This window comes from Chelatococcus sp. HY11, from assembly GCF_018398335.1.
Lineage (GTDB): Bacteria > Pseudomonadota > Alphaproteobacteria > Rhizobiales > Beijerinckiaceae > Chelatococcus.
On record NZ_JAHBRX010000001.1, the window covers coordinates 1,788,484 to 1,807,527 of the forward strand.

A 19,044-nucleotide genomic window follows, 5' to 3' on the forward strand; every position below is an offset into this window, starting at 1 on the left:
AATCACCTAAATTGGAACAGGTGGTCGCCGGATTCGTCTCCTGCGACATCGAACTTCGAGGCCAACATGAGTGCGAAGCTTGCAGCTTTCGCGGGCGTTTTTTGTGCCGCCATTCTCGCCACCCCCGCAAGCGCCTACCAAATCGACCCGCTGACGCGGCAGCCACTTGGTGTACAGCCGGAAAGCTTCCGGCCGCAGGCATCGGCGATCCCGCGCGAGATCGTCAGCTATACGGGCCCCCACGGACCGGGCACCATCGTCGTTTCGACGTCGGAACGGCGGCTCTATCTGGTGCAGCCAGGTGGCACCGCGATCCGTTATGGCGTCGGCGTGGGCCGCCCCGGCTTCACCTGGGGTGGAACCAAGACAGTAACCCAGAAGCGCGAATGGCCGGGCTGGACGCCTCCGCCGCAGATGCTGAAGCGGCGCCCGGATCTGCCACGCCACATGGCTGGCGGTCCGGACAACCCGCTTGGCGCGCGCGCGCTCTATCTTGGCTCGACGCTCTACCGCATCCACGGCTCCAACGAGCCCGACTCCATCGGTCAGGCCGTATCGTCCGGATGCTTCCGCATGATGAACGAAGACGTCATCGACCTCTATGGTCGCGTGCGCGTCGGTACGCGCGTCGTCGTTCAGCGTTGACGCAAGGGCGGGGGTCCCCGCTCTCTTCACAATGACAAGCCGGCCAGCTCATCGCTTACGCTCCATCGAGCGGCGCGTCGAGCCGGCCGGCTTTCTCGTTTGATGCATTGAGCTCTCGACCACTCCCTTACCAAGGGAGTGGTCTACCCTCGAACCGTCGGCTCGCGCTTCAGCCCTTTGCTGTCAAGCTCGTCGAGATAAGCTGACCATATCCCGGGCTGTCGGGCGCCAAGCTCGTGCAGGTATCCCCAGGTGTAAATGCCGCTGTCGTGCATGTCGTCAAAGATGGGACGCACGGCATAATGGCCCATCCGCTCGATCGACAGGATGGTGACGTTGATCTTGCCGCCCACCGTTTTACGCTCGCTCGGCGAATGTCCCCGGACTTCGGCCGATGGGCTCTTGACCCTGAGATATTCTGCGCTCAACGCGAATGTCTGGCCGTCGTCAAAGGTGATCGTCAGGGTGCGCCTGTCTGACGAGAGGCGCAATTCCGTGGGCCAGGGGGCCTCATCCTTGGCGTTGTCCAACGTCATCTCCTGCTCGCCTCGACTGTCTCGATAGCTTTTAGGCGGTCGCGACGCAAAGCGTAAGCCTTGTCCTCGCGACCAGTCACACCTTCATATGATTGGCATTCTCGTGCTGAAGAGGCCATGTTACAGCCTATGTATCGTAACCGACTGACGTCTTTGTCATGCTGATGCCGCCACAACGCCTGGATAGCACGGGCCCCTTCATTGACCCCTTCGGGCGCGCGATCACCTATCTCCGGGTATCGGTGACCGACCGTTGCGACTTGCGCTGTGTCTATTGCATGGCGGAGGACATGCATTTCCTGCCGAAGCGCGACTTGCTTTCGCTCGAGGAACTCGACCGGCTGTGCAGCGCCTTTGTGCGGCGTGGCGTACGCAAGCTCCGCATTACGGGCGGCGAACCGCTGGTCAGGCGCGATATTCTCAGCCTGTTCCAGTCGCTCTCGCGCCATCTCGACGCCGGCGATCTCGATGAACTGACACTGACCACCAACGGAACCCAGCTCGCCCGGCATGCCGAGGCTCTGGCGGCCTGCGGTGTGCGGCGGATCAACGTGTCTCTCGACACGCTCGATCCCGCGAAATTCCGCACCATCACGCGTTGGGGCGATCTGAACCGCGTTTTCGAGGGACTGGCGGCGGCGCGCGCCGCGGGCCTCGCGATCAAGATCAACACCGTCGCGCTCAAGGGCGTGAACGATCAGGAAATTCCTGATCTCGTCGCATGGGCCCATGGACAGGGCATGGATCTCACCTTGATCGAGGTGATGCCGCTCGGTGAGATCGAGCCCGGCCGCATTGACCAGTTCCTGCCGCTGTCGCTCGTCAGGGCCGGGCTCAAGCAGCGCTACACCCTGGAGGATCTGGACGATCGCACAGGCGGCCCCGCACGTTACGTCAAACTGCGCGAAACGGGCGGCCGGCTCGGCTTCATCACGCCCATGACGCATAATTTCTGCGAGAGCTGCAACCGTGTGCGCGTCACCTGCACCGGTACGCTCTACATGTGCCTCGGCCAGGAGGATGCCGCCGACCTGCGGGCGCCCTTGCGCGCCAGCGAAAGCGACGCGCTGCTCGAACAGGCGATCGCCGAGGCGATCACACGCAAACCGAAGGGCCACGATTTCGTCATCGACCGCCGGAGCGCCCGCCCAGCCGTCGGCCGCCACATGAGCGTGACAGGCGGCTAAGCGCGCGGTTTACGACCAAAGTCTAGAGAGCCCCACGACGACGGATGCGCTATTCGCCTTCCCGGTCGCCAGAGCGTTGCTTGTCTGCAATCTGGCGATAGGCTACGCACAGTTTCTGGTCATCGGGCTGCATCTCTATGGCATCTAAATTCTGTATTGTCCCGAACCAACGCGGCATCAGCGCCACCTGCTGCAATGCTAGATGCATGCGAGGATGAGCGCTGTGGCATGGATAGTGTCGTCCGGGTCATTGCAACCATGACCCTCACCATGCCAGCATCATTGCAGCAGTAACCGCTGTCCAAGAAGAAACTCGTTTCGAGGGAGGTTGGACGTGTCCGCACTTCTGGCAATCAGCCGGATCATTGACGCCATCAACACACGCATCGGCAAATGGTGCGCGTGGCTCATCCTGGCGGCCATCGTCGTCTCCGCGCTCAACGCCATCGTGCGCAAGCTTTTCGATACGTCATCGAATGCATGGCTCGAACTGCAATGGGTGCTCTTCGGCGTCGTGTTCCTGATGTGCGCGCCTTGGACGTTGATCGCCAACGAACACATCCGCATCGACATCGTCAACGGCCAGCTCTCAAAACGCGCGCGCGACTGGATCGATATCGTCGGCCATGTCTTCTTTCTCTTACCCTTCACGATTGTCATGATCGTCACGACGGCGCCCTTTGCCGAGCGCTCCTGGCTGATCAACGAACAGTCATCGAGTGCAGGCGGCCTGCCCCAGTGGCCGGCGAAATTTCTGATACTGATCGGCTTCGTTCTGCTGTTTTTTCAGGCCATTTCAGAACTCATCAAGCGCATCGCCATCATGCGCGGTCTCATGGACGATCCCCACGCCGGAAGTAGCGGTCAGGCGGAGGCGGAGGTCGAACGTCTCCTTGAGAACGTCGACCCCAATTCCCCATCGCGCCCCTGATCGACGCCAACGCGTTCCGGAGACTGTCTGATGACCGCCTTCATCATCCACAATATGGCGCCGATCATGTTCGCGGCGCTCGTTGTCTTGCTGCTGCTCGGCTATCCCGTCGCTTTCGCGCTGGCCGCCAATGGCCTGATCTTCGGCTTCATCGGCATCGAACTGGGGCTGTTCAACCCCAACTTTCTGCAAGCGCTGCCAGAGCGCATCTATGGCACCATGAACAACGAGGTGCTGCTGGCCATCCCGTTCTTCACCTTCATGGGACTGATCCTTGAACGATCGGGCATGGCGGAAGACCTGCTCGACACGATCGGGCAGTTGTTCGGGAAGATCCGTGGCGGCCTGGCTTACGCGGTGGTCTTCGTTGGAGCGCTTCTCGCCGCGACAACGGGCGTGGTCGCTGCCTCCGTCATCTCGATGGGCCTCATCTCACTCCCCATCATGCTGCGCTACGGCTATGATCGCCGGGTGGCCAGCGGAGTCATCGCCGCATCCGGCACATTGGCGCAGATCATCCCGCCCTCGCTCGTGCTGATCGTGATGGCCGACCAGCTCGGTCGGTCGGTCGGCGACATGTATGAGGGCGCCTTCATCCCCGGCCTCGTCCTGTCACTCCTCTACGCGGGCTACATCTGGCTCGTCTCCATGATTTATCCCAACAGCGCGCCGGGCTTGCCGGACGAGGCCATCGGCCATCGCGAGGACAACGGCGATCGCGGCGTCTGGCAGGTCGGCGCCCTCGTCGCCTTCTCGGGGCTCGCCGCCTATTACGTCATGCGCCAGACGGAGGTTCGCGCCGGCGCCGATTTCGTGGTCCTGACCATGTCGGTCGCGGTCATCGTCGCGTTCCTGTCGGCGCTTTTCAACAGACTGCTCGGCACCCAGCGGATCATCCTGACCGTTCTCATCACGGCGGTTTTCATCGGCATCTATGTCGCCCTCCTGAAGTCGGGGCACAATTATTGGGCGCTTCTCACCGAAGCCTTCATAGCAGGCACGGTCTATGCCCTCATCGCGGCGGCCATCGAGCGGACGACCGGCAAGCGGCTCATCTCCCGCCTGGCGGAACAGGTCACCTTCGTCATGGTGCCGCCGCTCGGCCTCATCTTCCTCGTGCTGGGCACCATCTTCATTGGCGTCGCGACGCCGACCGAAGGTGGCGCCATGGGCGCGGCCGGCGCCGTATTGCTGGCACTCGCCCGTAAGCGCCTCAACTTCGGATTGCTGAAGCAGGCGACTGAATCAACGGCAAAGCTTTCGGCTTTCGTGATCTTCATCCTCATCGGCGCCCGCGTCTTCTCGCTGACCTTCTATGGCGTCGACGGACATAAATGGGTGGAGGAGCTGCTGCTGGCGCTTCCCGGCGGCGAGGTCGGCTTCCTTGTCTTCGTGAACCTGCTGATCTTCATCCTCGCGTTCTTCCTCGATTACTTCGAGCTTGCCTTCATCATCATCCCGCTGCTCGCGCCGGTGGCCGATCACCTCGGGATCGACCTCATCTGGTTCGGCGTGATGCTGGCGGTCAACATGCAGACCAGCTTCATGCACCCGCCGTTCGGCTTCGCCCTGTTCTTCCTGCGTTCGGTGGCGCCGAAGCAAGCTTACATCGACCGTGTCACGAAGAAGCGCACCGCTCCCATCACGACGGGCCAGATCTACTGGGGCGCGGTTCCCTTCGTGTGCATCCAGCTGCTGATGGTCGCCCTGATCATCTTCTTCCCGCAGATGGTGATGCACTACAAGCAGGGTGCCGTGCAGGTCGATCCCGCGCGGGTCGAGGAGCAGCTCAAGGGCCTGGCCCCACCGCCCGGTCTCGGCAACGATCTGCCACCGCCGGCGCTCGACTTCAAATAGAGGCAGTTGCTCGAGAACAAGAAAAACCCCGGAGGTCACTCCGGGGTTTTTGCTTATCCGTTCCCGCTCTACTCATACACCGGCTGCCCAATCTCCTCCGGAGCAGCACGAATCCGGTAGCCCATAACAGAAAGGGGCGGTCATCCCTCGGAATGACCGCCCCTGCACGTCGCAGTGTGTTGAAAGAAGAACTTACCCGCGAGCGCGGGCACGGATCATGAAGTTATCGTAGGTGTATTCAGCCACCTGCCACCAGAGGTATTCCTCATTGCGGTAGGCGATCATGGCGTCGATGATCTTCTTGAAATCCGGGTTCTTCGCGCTGATTTCCGCGTAGAGCTCATTGGTCGACTTGAGGCAGGCCTCCATGACCTCCTGCGGGAAGGGTCGCAGCTGCGTGCCGGCGCCGACGAGGCGCTTGATGGCCGGCGGGTTCACCTTGTCATAGCGCGCCAGCATGATGGTGTTGGCGTAGGTCGCCGCGTTGATCAGCGCTGCCTGATAGGTCTTCGGCAGCTCGTTCCACTTGTCGAGATTGACCATCGCGTGGATGGTCGGCCCACCTTCCCAGAAGCCCGGGTAGTAATAGTAAGGCGCGACCTTGTTGAAGCCGAGCTTCTCGTCGTCATAGGGACCGACCCATTCGGCCGCGTCGATGGTGCCCTTCTCGAGCGCCGGATAGATGTCGCCGCCGGCGATCTGCTGGGGAACAACGCCGAGCTTCTGCATCACCTGCCCGGCGATGCCGGCGATGCGCATCTTGAGGCCGGAGAGATCGGCGACCGTCTTGATTTCCTTGCGGAACCAGCCGCCCATCTGTGTGCCGGTATTACCGGCAGGCATGCCGAATACATTGTACTTCTTGAAGAACTCATTGAAGAGTTCATTGCCGCCGGCCTCGAAGAGCCAAGAATTCTGCATGCGTGCGTTGAGGCCGAAGGGAACCGCCGTGCCGATGGCGAAGGTCGGATCCTTGCCCACATAGTAATAGGAGCACGTATGGCACATTTCCACGGTGCCGTTCTGCGTGGCGTCCAGCGCCTGCAGGCCGGGCACGATTTCGCCGGCCGCGAAGACCTGGATCTGGAACTTGTTGTCGGTCAGTTCGGCGACTTGCTTGGCAAGAACTTCACCACCCGCGTAGATGGTATCCAGCGACTTCGGGAAACTCGATGCGAGACGCCACTTGATTTCGGGCGCGGACTGCGCGATCGCCGGCGCAGCAAGAGCCGCGCCTCCCGCGACCGCAAGACCCGAGCTCGCTAGAAACTGACGACGCTTCATTCTTTCTATCCTCCCGCTTAAACGGACGCCAATACCTCAACGGAAAGGTGGCGCTTGTATGGAGTCACAGAGCCATATTCCGCTAGCGACCGCAACAGTCTCAAGCGCGGCGAAGATTGTCCATTGGTCGAAGACAGCCCAAAAAAGCACCACATCCGCGCATTTCTTGGCCTCCCTCGCGCCCTCGCTATTCGATCACGATTCGCGGCGCGGGCCGCAGGCGTGACGCACCGCCGAGCGCGCCGGTGAGTTGGGCCGCAATATCCATGAAGACACTTGCCTCGGGACCATGGGGATCGCGAACGACAATGGGCTCTCCTTCGTCCGAGGCCGCGCGCAGAGCCATCGTCAGGGGCACTTCGCCAAGGAAAGGAACACCCATGGCCTGCGCCTCGTCACGCGCGCCACCATGACCGAAAATATCGGACCGGCCGCCGCAATGCGGACAGATGAAACTGGACATGTTTTCGACGACACCGAGGATCGGAACCTCGACCCGGCGGAACATGGCGACACCGCGCCGCGCATCGATCAGCGCGAGGTCCTGGGGCGTGGACACGATGACGACGCCCGCCAGAGCCGCGTTCTGCGCCATGGTCAATTGCGCGTCACCCGTTCCCGGCGGCATGTCGACGATCAGCACATCGAGTTCGCCCCATTCGACTTCGCGCAGCATCTGCTGGATGGCGGACATCACCATGGGGCCACGCCAGATCATCGCGGCCTGCTCATCGACGAGGAAGCCTATCGACATGACCTTGAGGCCGTGGGCGACGAGCGGCCGGAGGATGCGGCGGCCGGGGATGACCTCCGGCTTATCCGACAGTGCGAGCAGTTTCGGCAGCGATGGGCCGTAGATATCCGCGTCGAGCAGGCCGACCTTGAGCCCCTGCCGGGCCAGCGCGAGGGCGAGATTGCAGGCGACGGTTGACTTGCCGACGCCGCCCTTGCCGCTTGCCACCGCGACGATGTGCTTGACGCCTGGTATGCCCGCCTTCGTCTGGGACGAGGCCTTGGGCCCGAGAGGACGCTCGCCGCCCACCGGAGCCGCGGGACGCGCGGACGATCGTGGCGCCTCGGCGCGCGATGGAGCCGCCTCCGCCGTCAAAGTCACGATGACGCTCTCGACGCCCGGCATTTCACGCACAAGGCCCTCGGCACGATGACGTAGCGCTTCGAATTCCTGAGAGCGCGCTGGATCGATGGCGATGGAAAAATAAACCTTGCCGCCAGCGATCACCACTTCGGACAGAGCGGCGGAACGACCGAGCGGCGTCGTACCATCGGGCCCGGCTATGGTGTTGAGCCGCGCGACGATTGCATCTCTCGTGATCATTCCATCCTCGCTCGGAAGCGTGGCATCTGGGGTCCGTATCAAGGAGCCCTCGCCGGCCATCGCCTCGCACCTTTGTCGCCACTTCCACTGACCGGGATATGAGCCGCGAGACCGGCAAGGTCAACCATGGCTTCTGGCGCTAGGGAACCCGCAAAAAAAGAAACGCGGCGCCTGCAATCAGGAACCGCGTTGGAAGTCCAGGGTCTCGGAGGTCGTCTATGTAGGTACAGTAGATTAACAACCTGCTCTTGACTGTGTGAAAAAACACATAGCTGCGCTGTTCTCAGCGCGGGTGCGTGCGTCGCCAGTCCGCCGGACGCTCAAAACGTCCTGCCCAGACGCCGCGCCGGCTCGCGCGCGCCTGCCGCTCTTCCGCGTCGAAACGGCCATAGGCGATGGCCTGTCCTTCGCGGACGAGTTCGGCGTTGACGTCCATCTCACCCTGTCGGCAGAGCGCCAGCCCCCGGCCGTAGCGGTCCTGCTCCCTGATGGTACAGGTAATCGGGGCGCGGGCGAGCAGGATCGAGAGATAGTCGCGGGCCTCGCGACCGCAAGGGTAGACGCCAGCGTCATGTTCGCAGGATTGATGGAGCTCCGGCGCGTCGATACCCGCCAGCCGCAGTTCGCGGCCACCGAGGCGCAGGGAATCGCCGTCGATGGCGCGCGCCATGCCCGTCACCGGCTCACCGCTCTGCTGCCAGTAGCCGACGGCGACCATGGCGAGCAAGGCGGCCAGGGAAACGAGCCGCCAGCGGCCCGGCCCCTTACGGCCGCCACCGCTGGTGGGGTAAGACTGGCGGCGGCGGACGCGCGCGGTCAGGGCGCGTCCGGCCGCTGCGAGACCGCCGCTTGAGCAAATGTCGCCATGCCGTTGTGGGCAGCGACGGCCGCCTTGACGATACCGGCCGCGAGCGCGGCGCCAGTGCCCTCGCCAAGCCGCATGCCGAGATCAAGCACCGGCTCGAGACCGAGACGCTCCAGCACCTCGCCGTGGCCGCCTTCGGCCGAGCGGTGACCGGCGATGCAGTGGTCGAGCGCGCCCGGGTCCATGGCTTTCAAAACGGCGGCGGCGGCGCAGACGACATAGCCGTCGAGGATCACCGGGATACGCTGCAGCCGCGCCGCCAGGATCGCGCCGGCGATCGCCGCGACCTCACGTCCGCCGAGCCGGCGCAAGACCTCCAGCGGATCATCGAGATGACCGGCATGGATGGCCAGCGCCTGTTCCACGACAGCACGCTTGCGGGCAAGGCCGGCATCATCGACGCCCGTGCCACGGCCGACCCACTTGGCGACCGGGCCGCCATAGAGCGCCGCGAAGATGGCGGCCGCGCTCGTCGTATTGCCAATGCCCATTTCACCGAGGCATAGAAGGTCCGCGCCGCCGGCTATCGCCTCCATCCCGAAGGCCATCGTCGCCACACAGGACTTCTCGTCGAGCGCGGCACCCTGCGTGAAATCGTCTGTCGGCAGATCGAGCGCCAGGTCGAACACCTTGAAGCCGAGGTCATAGGCGGCGCAGATCTGGTTGATGGCGGCGCCGCCGGCGGCGAAATTCTCCAGCATCTGACGCGTCACGCTTTGCGGATAGGGCGACACGCCGTGCTTGACGACCCCGTGGTTGCCGGCAAAGACGCAGACGATCGGCCGGCGGATCTCCGGCTGGCCCTTGCCCTGCCAGGCGGCCACCCATTCCACGATATCCTCCAGCCGTCCGAGCGCGCCGGCCGGTTTGGTCAATTCCTGGTCACGCGCCTTCACGGTCGCGACCGCATCCTCGTCAGGCCCTGGCATCATCGGGATGAGACGCCGCACGTCGTCGAAAGGCAGGCCTGAAGCCGACATATCCATAACACCCATGCTCCTCGGCCCGACTGTCTGAAGCATACGCCCGCCAAGCGAGCCGGGCTCGCCTGAGCGCGCGGAACATGCTCTAAGGCCTCTTCCGGAGAGCTATACCGGTCGCAGAGCCGCGAGTGAAGCAGATGACTGGGCTGAATGACGATCGAGACGCGCGCCGCGTCGGCGGCTCCGCTGGATGGCGCGGCCTTGTCGCCGATACGGCCGCCTGCCTCGTGTTCTACTCGCGTCTGCCGGTGCCGCAACGCTTCCTTCCCGACGGTGGCAAGGCCGCGCCGGATTTCGGCACCATGATCCGGGCCCTGCCGCTCGCGGGCGCCATCATCGGGCTTGGCGGCGGCCTCGCCATGGCCGCAGGCCTTTCCCTCGGCTTCGGCGCCCTGCCTTCCGCCGTCCTCGCGGTCGCCGCGCTGACTATGATCACCGGAGCACTGCATGAGGACGGCTGGGCGGACACCGCCGATGGCCTCTTCGGCGGACGAACACGTGAGCGACGGCTGGAGATCATGCGCGACAGCCGCATTGGCGCCTTCGGCGCGGCCGCGCTTTGCCTCGGGCTTCTGCTGCGTGTGGCGCTGCTCGCCGAACTCGCCAGCCGCGCGCCAGCCCTGTCGGTCGCCGCCGCCGTCGTGGTCGCGGCGGCAATCTCCCGGACGGCCGGCCTCCTGCCGCTGGCGACCCTGCCGCCAGCGAAGCCGGACGGTGCGGGCGCGAGCGCCGGACGCCCCGACGCGACCGCGCTCAGCATTGCCGCCTTGCTCTGCCTCATGCTGATCATCGCCGCCGGCTTCGGCGCGGACGTCGGGATCGGCTCCGCGACTTTCGGCGCGCTCCTCGCCCTCGCCGCGGCCTGGGGAACAGCGCGGCTTGCCCGCGCCAAGCTCGGCGGGCACACCGGCGACATCGCCGGGGCCGCCCAACAGGCAGCCGAGATGGCCTTTTTCCTTGGTATGCTGGCTATGACTACCTAGATCTTGGACTACCTAGATCTTGGCATATGTGGAGGTAACACGTTCCATGGCCAGAGCCACCCGATGCGTTTGATCGTTCCCCTCGCCATCATTGGCGTTGCGCTCGTACTTCTCGTGCTGTTCAGCGGCGAGGAGACCATCGCCGGCATGGCGCCGGATCAGCTCGCGCGCTTCGCCACCTTGTCTGCTTTCGGAATCGTGATCCTCGGTTCGATGGTGGCCATGTTCCGCTCCAACTGGTCGCGGGCCGCGCAGGCACTCGCCTTCTGGATGGTCGCGCTCGTTGGCCTGGTCGGCCTCTACAGCTACCGCGACGACGTCACCCTGTTTGGCCATCGCATCCTCGGCGAGCTGACGCCTGGCCGGGTCGTCCCCGGGCCCTCGGGCGAGGTCTCCGTCGTGCGGTCGGGGAGCGGCAGCTTCGACCTCGAAGCCGAGGTCAACGGCCGCAGCGCGCGCTTCATCCTCGACACCGGCGCGAGCGTCGTTGTCCTTACGAGCGAAACCGCGGAGCGTATCGGCTTCGATATCGACCAGCTGGCTTTCAACCGTCCCGTCCGCACCGCGAACGGATCAACGATGGCGGCAGCGATCACCATCGACACGCTGGCCGTGGGGCCGATCGTGGAACGCCGCGTCCCGGCCCTCGTCGCCCGCAAGGGAAGCCTGTTCCAGAACCTGCTTGGCATGACGTTTCTGGAACGCCTCGGCTCCTACGAGGTCCGCGGCGACCGGCTGATCATGCGGCCGCAGAGCTAGAAGCAACCGGCCGATCCACGGTGTCATCCCCGGCGGCAGCGGAGCGGCCCGCCGGGGATGACAAAAATCCCTTGGGCCATTCCTGAATGTCGGTGGCCAAAGCCCTCAGACGGCACTTTCGAGCGCGGCGCGCTCGACCTGACGCGCTGAGGCTTCCGTCACATGGGCGACGGCGGCGCGCAGGACATCCACGCCGGCACCGGGCTTGACCGCCTCCGTGGCCAGATGCCGGCGGTAAAGCCTTGCGCCGGGCCGACCTGGAAACAGGCCGAGCAGATGCCGCGTCATCTGGTTGAGGCGATACCCCTCTGCGAGGCGGGCCTCGACATAAGGGATAAAGGCGTCGATCGCTTCTTCCGCCGAGCTGACCGGCGCCGGCTCACCATAAAGCAGCGGATCGACGGCCATCAGGATTTCCGGGTTCTGATAGGCCGCGCGGCCTAGCATCATCCCGTCGAGCTTGATGTCCTCTCCGCCAATCGCGGCAAGCCCCGCTTCCACATCGGCGAGACCGCCGTTGAGCGCGATCGGCAGATCCGGCCAGGATCGTTTCAGGCGATGCACGCGCCCGTAGTCGAGAGGCGGGATCTCCCGATTTTCCTTGGGCGACAAGCCTTGCAGCCACGCCTTGCGCGCGTGGACGACGAGCCCGTCGACGCCAACGGCCACAAGGCCACGGGTCAGGGTGCAGAGGGCCTCTTCCGGATCCTGGTCGTCAACGCCGATACGGCATTTGACCGTGACGGGGATAGCCACGGCCGCCTTCATCGCGGCGACGCAATCCGCCACCAGGGACGGCTCGCGCATCAGGCAGGCGCCGAAGCGGCCGTTCTGCACGCGATCCGAAGGGCAACCGACATTCAGGTTGATCTCGTCATAGCCGAAGTCTGCGCCGATGCGCGCGGCGGCGGCGAGTTCCACCGGGTCACTCCCGCCGAGCTGCAGCGCAACCGGATGCTCTTCCGGGCTGAAGCCGATGAGCCGCTTGCGATCGCCATGGATGACGGCGCCTGTGGTCACCATCTCCGTGTAGAGCAGTGCCCGGCGCGTCAGAATGCGATGGAAGAACCGGCAGTGCCGGTCCGTCCAGTCCATGAGGGGGGCAACGGCGAAAGGGGCAGCGCGATAGGGCTTCATCATCTCGTAACGGCATTCGGATGGGCGCCTTATAGCAAAGGATTGTGGTGATCGCCATGCGGGGTCGCCGGCTTCTCCTCTCGCAGCTGTCAAGGTATCCGAAATGATCACTTCCGGCGGAAACCGGTATCCATCCCGCACCCTGATGCTCTAAATAGCACCCTGCACATGCAGCATATCCACCGGCGTCCTTAAGCCGGCAGAGAAGGAGTGAGTTGGTATGGCGTTCGATCTCACCGGCAAGACCGCGCTCATCACGGCGGCGGGTCAGGGTATCGGCTTTGCTTCGGCGGTGGCATTGGCCGAAGCGGGTGCCAAAGTCTTCGCCACGGATATCAACGAGACCACCTTCGCGGCGCTTGAAAAGGCCCATCCGGGCATCGAACCTTTCCGGCTCAATGTTCTCGACGACGCCGATGTGCAGGCCGCCGCAGAACGCACGGGCCCGATCGACATTCTCTTCAACTGCGCCGGCGTCGTGCACAACGGCACGATCCTGGAATGCCCGCCCGAGGACATCACCTTCGCGCTGCAACTCAACGTGATGGCCGCATACCGCGCCATCCGCGCCTATCTGCCCGCCATGCTGGACAAGGGCGGCGGGTCGATCATCAACATGTCGTCGGTGGCCTCCAGCGTGAAGGGCGTGCCCAACCGTTTCGCCTACAGCGCCTCCAAGGCCGGCACCATCGGCCTGACGAAATCCGTCGCGGCGGATTATGTGGCGCGTGGCATCCGCTGCAACGCGATCTGCCCCGGCACGGTCCAGTCTCCCTCACTCGACGACCGCCTACGCGCGCAGGGCGACTACGAGGCCGCGCGCAAGGCCTTCATCGCGCGCCAGCCGATCGGCCGTATCGGCAAGCCGGAGGAAATCGCCGCGCTGGTGCTGTATCTCGCAAGCGACGAGGCGTCCTATACGACCGGCCAGATCCACGTCATCGACGGCGGCTGGACGGCCTGACAGCGTGGTGGGCCGCCTATGAACAGCCAAGCCTGCGCGGAAGGGGCCGATATCTTCGCCCCCTTCCTCACGCGCTGGAATCTGGCAGCGGATGGCAATCCGGTCGCGACCCATTCAAGCCGCCTCCTGCCCGTGCGCCAGGGGACGACCCCGGCGATGCTGAAAATTGCGCTGGAACCGGAGGAACAGGCCGGCTGCGCGGTCATGGCTTGGTGGAATGGCCGGGGCGCGGCGCCTGTGCTGGCCTATGATCCATCCGGCGCGCTCCTCATGGAACGGGCCGGCGGCGCCCGTTCCCTCGCGCAATTCGCAAGGACCCGCCGCGATGCGGAAGCGACCCGCATCCTGTGCGGAGCGGTGGCAAGGCTCCATCGCCTTTCCCTTGGCCATTCCACTGGCGGGTTATCGAGACCGTCCCGCCCGCAGAACCTCGTGCCGCTGGACATCTGGTTTCAGGATCTCGCCCCGATCGCCCGCATGCAAGGCGGCATTCTCGGCGAATGCCAGCGGGTCGCGGACAGGATATTGCCCGTCCAACGGGATATCGTCGTCCTGCACGGCGACATTCACCACGACAATGTGCTTGATTTCGAGGCGCGCGGCTGGCTGGCGATCGATCCGAAACGCCTGATCGGCGAGCGCGCCTTCGACTATGCCAATATCTTCTGCAATCCCGATCCTGATTGGGATATCGAGACCGCCCCCAGGCTGTTTGACCAACGCCTGGAGATCGTCCTCGATGAGACGGACCTCGATCGCCGCTGGCTGGTATCCTGGATCATGGCCTGGGCCGGCCTCTCCGCAGCCTGGTTCATCGGCGACAACCAATCCGGCGCGGTCGACCTGGCGATCGCCCGATTGGCGGCAGCGGAACTTGCACGCCTGAGCTGAGGCGGCAGCGTCCTCACGCCAGATCGCGCGCGATCTCCGACAGGATCTCGTAGGATTTCAGCCGCGCACCGTGGTCATAGATCATGGCGGCAACCATCACCTCGTCCGCGCGGGTTTTCTCGAGGAACTCACCGAGCGCACGGCGGACGGTTTCCCGAGAGCCGACGAAGGAGCAGGCGAGCATGCGCGAGGCCTGCACCTTCTCGCTCGGGCTCCAGTAGGCCTCGATATCATCGATCGGCGGCGGCAACAGGCCACGCGTGCCACGGAAGATATCCGCGAAGCGCTGTTGGGCGGAGCTGAAGAGCCGGCGCGCTTCCTCATCCGTGTTGGCGACGAAGACATTGGCTCCGACCATCGCATAGGGCTTCGGGTTACGCGCCGAGGGCTCGTAGCGCTCGCGATAGACGGCGAGCGCATCCATCAGCGCATCCGGGGCGAAATGCGAGGCAAAGCCATAGGGAAGCCCAAGCATGGCAGCGAGTTGCGCGCCGAAAAGGCTGGAGCCAAGGATCCACAACGGCACGTTCAGGCCCGTTCCGGGCACCGCCTGCACGACCTGTCCCGGCTGCAGCGGGCCGAGCAGCGCCTGCAGTTCCAGCACGTCCTGCGGAAAATTCTCAGCGGAAGAATAGTCACGGCGCAAGGCGCGCAACGTGCGCTGGTCCGTTCCGGGCGCACGGCCGAGGCCGAGGTCGATGCGGCCGGGATAAAGCGTCTCGAGCGTGCCGAACTGCTCGGCGATCACCATCGGCGAATGGTTCGGCAACATGATGCCACCGGCGCCGACGCGGATGCTCTGTGTGCCTCCCGCGATATAGCCGATGACGACCGATGTCGCGGCGCTCGCGATACCGGTCATATTGTGATGCTCGGCCACCCAGAAGCGCTTGTAGCCCCAGCGCTCCGCATGCTGCGCCAGATCAAGCGAGTGGTGCAGCGCGTCGGCGGGAGACGAGCCCTCCGTCACAGGCGCGAGATCGAGGACAGAGAACACCGGCATCACCCAACTCCCAGCACGAACCGTCATGCGTCAGATGGGGATGAGGTGGTACGCTTGGGGGCCATGCGCAAGCGCAGAGCTCGCGCTCCATCCATGCCGTGGATGCAACGCCCAGACTCCACCCCTGATCAGGCGAACCGGATCAGGGGCTCAACGTGTTGTTTTGACGCGACATTCCTTCAACGCGGCGTGGCATCTTCGCGAACAATGCAACGGCGTGCTGTTTCTACCCGACAGGCAGCCGCGCGAGGGTCAGTGACCGGTGCTGTCGCCCGACCGGCTCGCCTCGAATAGGAACCATACGCGCTTCTCGGTCGCGTCGATGACGTTCTCGAGCAGGCTCGCGGTCGCGACATCCTTGTATTCGTCGGCGACGTCATGCGCCTTGCGCAACGTCGTGACCATGGCCTTGTTGTCCGCCACGAGCTCGCGCAGCATGTCGGCGGCCGAGACGAACGGCGCGTCGTTGTCGGCGATGCTCTGCAGCTTCGCGATATGTCCGATGGACCGCAGCGTGGTGCCACCGATCTTGCGGACGCGCTCGGCCACGTCGTCGGTCACGCCGATGATGTCGGCGCCCTGATCATCGAACAGGAGATGATAGTCACGGAAATGCGGGCCGCTGACGTGCCAATGGAAGTTCTTCGTCTTCAAGTAGAGCGCGAAAGCATCCGCGAGAACAGCATTGAGCGCCTCTGAAATGGCTGCGACAGCGCCCTGCGAGAGGTCTGTCGGTGTGTGCAGCACGGGCGTCGTGGCGGCAGCGGCGCTCCGCGCGGGCGCCGGTTTGGCCTTCGGCTTGGCGGCCGTCTTTTCTGATGCTTTCGGGGAGGCTTTGGCAGTTGCTCGGGCCATTGCACGGCTCCTTCTCGGTATCGCATCGCGACCATCGGCCTGGACCGGCTTCCCGTGGGGCCCGTGGGGGGTCCGCAGGACGACGGCCAAAGTATCAAGATCCGTAAGTTTAGACGCCAGGTCGGACGCGCGATGTCAGGTCAGAGAGATAGAACAGCGACAGATCTTGCTTCAACCGGTGCCGTTCTACCACAGACCACGCTGCTGGTCAGCGCAATCGACGGCGATGTCTCAAGATGCTTAATGTCGCGATCCCCGTGGCTCCGTCACACGTCAAGTGTGGCGGAGGGGGCGGTTCTCACATACCGCGGACGGGGTTTCAGCCTTGTCGCGCCGCGGTCACGACATTCAGCCCGAGCCGCAGCAGCTCGGACCAAGTCGCCTCCGCCGTGTCCGCAAAGCCGAACAGCTCGCAGTCAGCAGCACTGATCATGCCCTCGTCCACCATCGCCTGGAAATTGATGACGGACGTCCAGTAAGCCTTGTCGTACAGGACGATTGGCACCGGGGGCGCCTTGTGCGTCTGCCGCAATGTCAGGATCTCGAAGAGTTCGTCGAACGTGCCGAAGCCGCCGGGAAAAACAACGAGGCCGTTGGCGCGCATCGCCAGATGCATCTTGCGCATCGCAAAATAGTGGAAGCGGAAGGTCAGATCCGGTGTCGAATAGGCATTCGGCTCCTGCTCATGCGGCAGGGTGATGTTGAAGCCGATCGAGGGGGCACCGGCGTCAAGGGCGCCGCGATTGGCGGCCTCCATGATGCCGGGGCCGCCACCGGTGGCGATGACATTGTCGCGCTCATTATCATTGGGGCAAAGCGCGCCGCCGCGCTCGGACGCGATCCTTCCGAATTCACGCGCCGCGGCATACCAGTCGGCATGGCGCCCGCCGCCATTCTCGCCCACGCGTGCGCTGCCGAAGACGACGATCGTCGAGCGGACGCCCCAAGCGCGCAGCGCTTCCTCCGCCTTTGCGTATTCCAGGAGGAAGCGCACCCCGCGCATGGAATCGCCGAGCAGGAAATCCTGATCCAGCGCGGGAAGGCGGTAGGAGGGCGAAGCGGACTGAGCCGCATTGGGAGCGGCGGGAACGGTCGTTGCGCGGGTGGGCGTGGACGGTGAAGCAGCCATGATATCCAAAAATCAGCGGTGAATGGTCTGTGGCAACGTCGTCTGACCTTCGCCAAGCGAACGCTGCATGAGCACGCTATCCACCCAGCCGCCAAATTTGAAGCCGACGGCAGGCAATGTACCTATGAACGTGAAGCCAAGGCTCGTGTGGAGCCCGATGGAGCCCGCGTTGCGGGAATCGCCGATCACCGCCAGCATCTGGCGCCATTGTCCGGCCTCGCAGCGCGTGATCAGCTCACGCAGCAGCGCGCGGCCAATGCCCTTGCCGCCGAGCCCGTCGGCGACATAGATCGAATCCTCGACAGTGAAGCGATAAGCGACGCGCGGGCGATAGGTCGTCGCATAACTGTAGCCGACCACCTTGCCCGCGCTCTCCGCGACGAGATAAGGCAAGCCGAGCTTAAGAACCTCCTGCCGTCGCCGCTGCATTTCCGCGACGTCGGGCGGCACCTCCTCGAATGTGGCGAGCCCCTTGAGGACATGATGCTCATAAATCGCCTGCACGGCGGCCATGTCGGCCTCCTCCGCGTCACGCACGCCGGGGGCCTCCACCCCGACTATGCTGGCCATGCCCCGGTCGTCCATCCCATGCTCCTCTCTTGACCGCGTCGAGAAACGCCCTTTTTGCCCGTGCGGCAAGCGGCGGTTTCGACGCAGGCGCGGGATTCATTTGGCGTAGGATGGCTTGCCACGCGATGGAATAGCATGGGATCGGCTGGCATGAAGACAGGCCAACCCAAGGTGCGCGAAACACATCCCGTGGCATTGATGGAGATGACCCCAGTTTTAAATTCTTCTATTTAAGAACAGATCGTCCTGACGGTAATATTCGACATTCCACCACAGAGGTCTATTTCCTGAAAATCAGGCTAATGCCCTCGACCTGCGCCGGCGTTCGGTATATTCATGCCTACATGATACCTTACCGCGCACCTCACGTCCTTATCGGGTTACTCGTACTCGGCTTTGCGGCAGCAAACGCATCCGGCGTTAAGGCACAGCAGCCCCAGGCCGGTGCGGGCGCCGCTCAGGCGGCCGTGGCACCTATCGTCCCGCCTCGCCCCAACCCCAGCGACGTGATGAAGAACTGGCCAGCCTATCCGGAAACCTTGCGCCAGACCGGCCAGCAAGGCACGGTCCTGCTGCAGGTGAGGGTCGACGAAGGCGGTATCCCGCGGCAGATCGGCATTGCGCGCAGCAGCAATGTCGCCCTGCTCGACGAGGCGGCGGTACTCGCAGTGCGCCGCTGGCGCTTCTCGCCGGCGAGCCAGGACGGCAAGCCGATCGCCGCCACCGTAACCCTGCCCATCAATTTCCGGCTGAAGGATCCTGAACCCGTGCCGGCAGCGCCATCACCTGCCGCCGCGCCAGGAAAGCCCGCCGTCAAACAGCCAGCGAAGCCCGCGCCTGCGCCCCGCCGCCAACAGACCGAACGCACGGAGCCGCGTCGCCCGGCGGCGGCACGTCCCGCGCCCCAGCAGCGGCAGCCTGCGGCCCGGGAGGCACTTCAGACGCCGCCCTCGCTGACCCTGCCACCGCCCCAATAATTATTCTCTGGTATCCGGAAGACGTACTGAGGTCTTCCGCACCTCCCGGCCTCGCTCGTCCCAGGAATGGAGCGCCGGAGCGCGAGCCATGCTTGCGGAAAGTGCAGACGCAATCGCCGTCGGCCCAGATCTACTCAGGATCGTTCCAACGC

The 19,044-nt window shown here is 64.2% G+C and carries 19 protein-coding genes; 9 read left to right on the forward strand and 10 right to left on the reverse strand.

Annotation, left to right across the window (positions count from 1 at the left end):
* The first annotated feature begins 66 nt into the window (after window positions 1-66).
* Complete coding sequence (locus tag KIO74_RS08335; protein ID WP_213331568.1) at window positions 67-645, forward strand: L,D-transpeptidase family protein; 579 nt, start codon at window positions 67-69, stop codon at window positions 643-645.
* Window positions 646-788: 143 nt separating this feature from the next.
* Here the strand turns inward: KIO74_RS08335 and KIO74_RS08340 are convergent, their stop codons facing one another.
* Window positions 789-1,181, reverse strand: coding sequence for a gamma-butyrobetaine hydroxylase family protein (locus tag KIO74_RS08340; protein WP_213331569.1), 393 nt, complete (start codon window positions 1,179-1,181; stop codon window positions 789-791).
* 158 nt (window positions 1,182-1,339) lie between these two features.
* Between KIO74_RS08340 and moaA the strand changes: the two genes are divergently transcribed.
* From moaA to KIO74_RS08355, 3 genes are all read left to right on the forward strand, one after another.
* The gene (moaA, locus tag KIO74_RS08345) at window positions 1,340-2,368 is read left to right on the forward strand and encodes a GTP 3',8-cyclase MoaA (RefSeq protein ID WP_213331570.1); all 1,029 of its coding nucleotides are present in this window, start codon (window positions 1,340-1,342) and stop codon (window positions 2,366-2,368) included.
* Window positions 2,369-2,702: 334 nt separating this feature from the next.
* The gene (locus KIO74_RS08350) at window positions 2,703-3,299 is read left to right on the forward strand and encodes a TRAP transporter small permease subunit (protein WP_213331571.1); all 597 of its coding nucleotides are present in this window, start codon (window positions 2,703-2,705) and stop codon (window positions 3,297-3,299) included.
* Window positions 3,300-3,329: 30 nt separating this feature from the next.
* Window positions 3,330-5,156, forward strand: coding sequence for a TRAP transporter large permease (locus KIO74_RS08355; RefSeq protein WP_213331572.1), 1,827 nt, complete (start codon window positions 3,330-3,332; stop codon window positions 5,154-5,156).
* A gap of 192 nt (window positions 5,157-5,348) precedes the next feature.
* Here the strand turns inward: KIO74_RS08355 and KIO74_RS08360 are convergent, their stop codons facing one another.
* From KIO74_RS08360 to cobT, 4 genes are all read right to left on the reverse strand, one after another.
* The gene (locus tag KIO74_RS08360; RefSeq protein ID WP_213331573.1) at window positions 5,349-6,440 is read right to left on the reverse strand and encodes a TRAP transporter substrate-binding protein; all 1,092 of its coding nucleotides are present in this window, start codon (window positions 6,438-6,440) and stop codon (window positions 5,349-5,351) included.
* A gap of 187 nt (window positions 6,441-6,627) precedes the next feature.
* Window positions 6,628-7,776, reverse strand: coding sequence for an Mrp/NBP35 family ATP-binding protein (locus KIO74_RS08365; RefSeq protein WP_213331574.1), 1,149 nt, complete (start codon window positions 7,774-7,776; stop codon window positions 6,628-6,630).
* 283 nt (window positions 7,777-8,059) lie between these two features.
* A complete protein-coding gene (locus KIO74_RS08370; RefSeq protein WP_213331575.1) occupies window positions 8,060-8,494 on the reverse strand; it encodes a thermonuclease family protein in 435 nt (144 codons plus the stop codon).
* Window positions 8,495-8,592: 98 nt separating this feature from the next.
* On the reverse strand, window positions 8,593-9,627 hold the full coding sequence (gene cobT, locus KIO74_RS08375; protein WP_213331576.1) for a nicotinate-nucleotide--dimethylbenzimidazole phosphoribosyltransferase: 1,035 nt from the start codon (window positions 9,625-9,627) through the stop codon (window positions 8,593-8,595).
* Window positions 9,628-9,761: 134 nt separating this feature from the next.
* Here cobT and KIO74_RS08380 point away from each other — a divergent pair, with 134 nt between their 5' ends.
* Both KIO74_RS08380 and KIO74_RS08385 read left to right on the forward strand, forming a co-directional pair.
* Window positions 9,762-10,607: an adenosylcobinamide-GDP ribazoletransferase gene (locus KIO74_RS08380; protein WP_213331577.1), complete on the forward strand. Its 846-nt coding sequence runs from the start codon at window positions 9,762-9,764 to the stop codon at window positions 10,605-10,607.
* A 63-nt stretch (window positions 10,608-10,670) separates the two neighbouring features.
* Window positions 10,671-11,366, forward strand: a complete 696-nt coding sequence (locus tag KIO74_RS08385) for a retropepsin-like aspartic protease family protein (protein WP_213331578.1) — start codon at window positions 10,671-10,673, stop codon at window positions 11,364-11,366.
* A gap of 105 nt (window positions 11,367-11,471) precedes the next feature.
* Here the strand turns inward: KIO74_RS08385 and dusA are convergent, their stop codons facing one another.
* Complete coding sequence (gene dusA, locus KIO74_RS08390) at window positions 11,472-12,503, reverse strand: tRNA dihydrouridine(20/20a) synthase DusA (RefSeq protein ID WP_213334586.1); 1,032 nt, start codon at window positions 12,501-12,503, stop codon at window positions 11,472-11,474.
* Between the two features lie 220 nt (window positions 12,504-12,723).
* Here dusA and KIO74_RS08395 point away from each other — a divergent pair, with 220 nt between their 5' ends.
* Entirely contained in the window at window positions 12,724-13,467 is a 744-nt protein-coding gene (locus KIO74_RS08395) for an SDR family oxidoreductase (RefSeq protein ID WP_213331579.1), read from the forward strand.
* Window positions 13,468-13,518: 51 nt separating this feature from the next.
* Entirely contained in the window at window positions 13,519-14,358 is an 840-nt protein-coding gene (locus KIO74_RS08400; RefSeq protein ID WP_213334588.1) for an aminoglycoside phosphotransferase family protein, read from the forward strand.
* 13 nt (window positions 14,359-14,371) lie between these two features.
* Here the strand turns inward: KIO74_RS08400 and KIO74_RS08405 are convergent, their stop codons facing one another.
* The 4 genes from KIO74_RS08405 to KIO74_RS08420 all read right to left on the reverse strand — a co-directional run bounded on the left by KIO74_RS08405 (window position 14,372) and on the right by KIO74_RS08420 (window position 17,930).
* Window positions 14,372-15,361: an LLM class flavin-dependent oxidoreductase gene (locus KIO74_RS08405; RefSeq protein ID WP_213331580.1), complete on the reverse strand. Its 990-nt coding sequence runs from the start codon at window positions 15,359-15,361 to the stop codon at window positions 14,372-14,374.
* Window positions 15,362-15,613: 252 nt separating this feature from the next.
* The gene (locus KIO74_RS08410) at window positions 15,614-16,216 is read right to left on the reverse strand and encodes a Dps family protein (RefSeq protein ID WP_213331581.1); all 603 of its coding nucleotides are present in this window, start codon (window positions 16,214-16,216) and stop codon (window positions 15,614-15,616) included.
* Between the two features lie 319 nt (window positions 16,217-16,535).
* Window positions 16,536-17,345 carry an LOG family protein gene (locus KIO74_RS08415; RefSeq protein ID WP_213331582.1) on the reverse strand — a complete coding sequence of 270 codons (810 nt, stop codon included), beginning with the start codon at window positions 17,343-17,345 and terminating at the stop codon, window positions 16,536-16,538.
* Window positions 17,346-17,357: 12 nt separating this feature from the next.
* Window positions 17,358-17,930 (reverse strand): GNAT family N-acetyltransferase, encoded by a 573-nt coding sequence (locus KIO74_RS08420; protein WP_213331583.1) that lies wholly within the window; start codon window positions 17,928-17,930, stop codon window positions 17,358-17,360.
* Window positions 17,931-18,259: 329 nt separating this feature from the next.
* Between KIO74_RS08420 and KIO74_RS08425 the strand changes: the two genes are divergently transcribed.
* Window positions 18,260-18,892, forward strand: coding sequence for an energy transducer TonB (locus KIO74_RS08425; RefSeq protein ID WP_213331584.1), 633 nt, complete (start codon window positions 18,260-18,262; stop codon window positions 18,890-18,892).
* Window positions 18,893-19,044 lie beyond the last annotated feature (152 nt).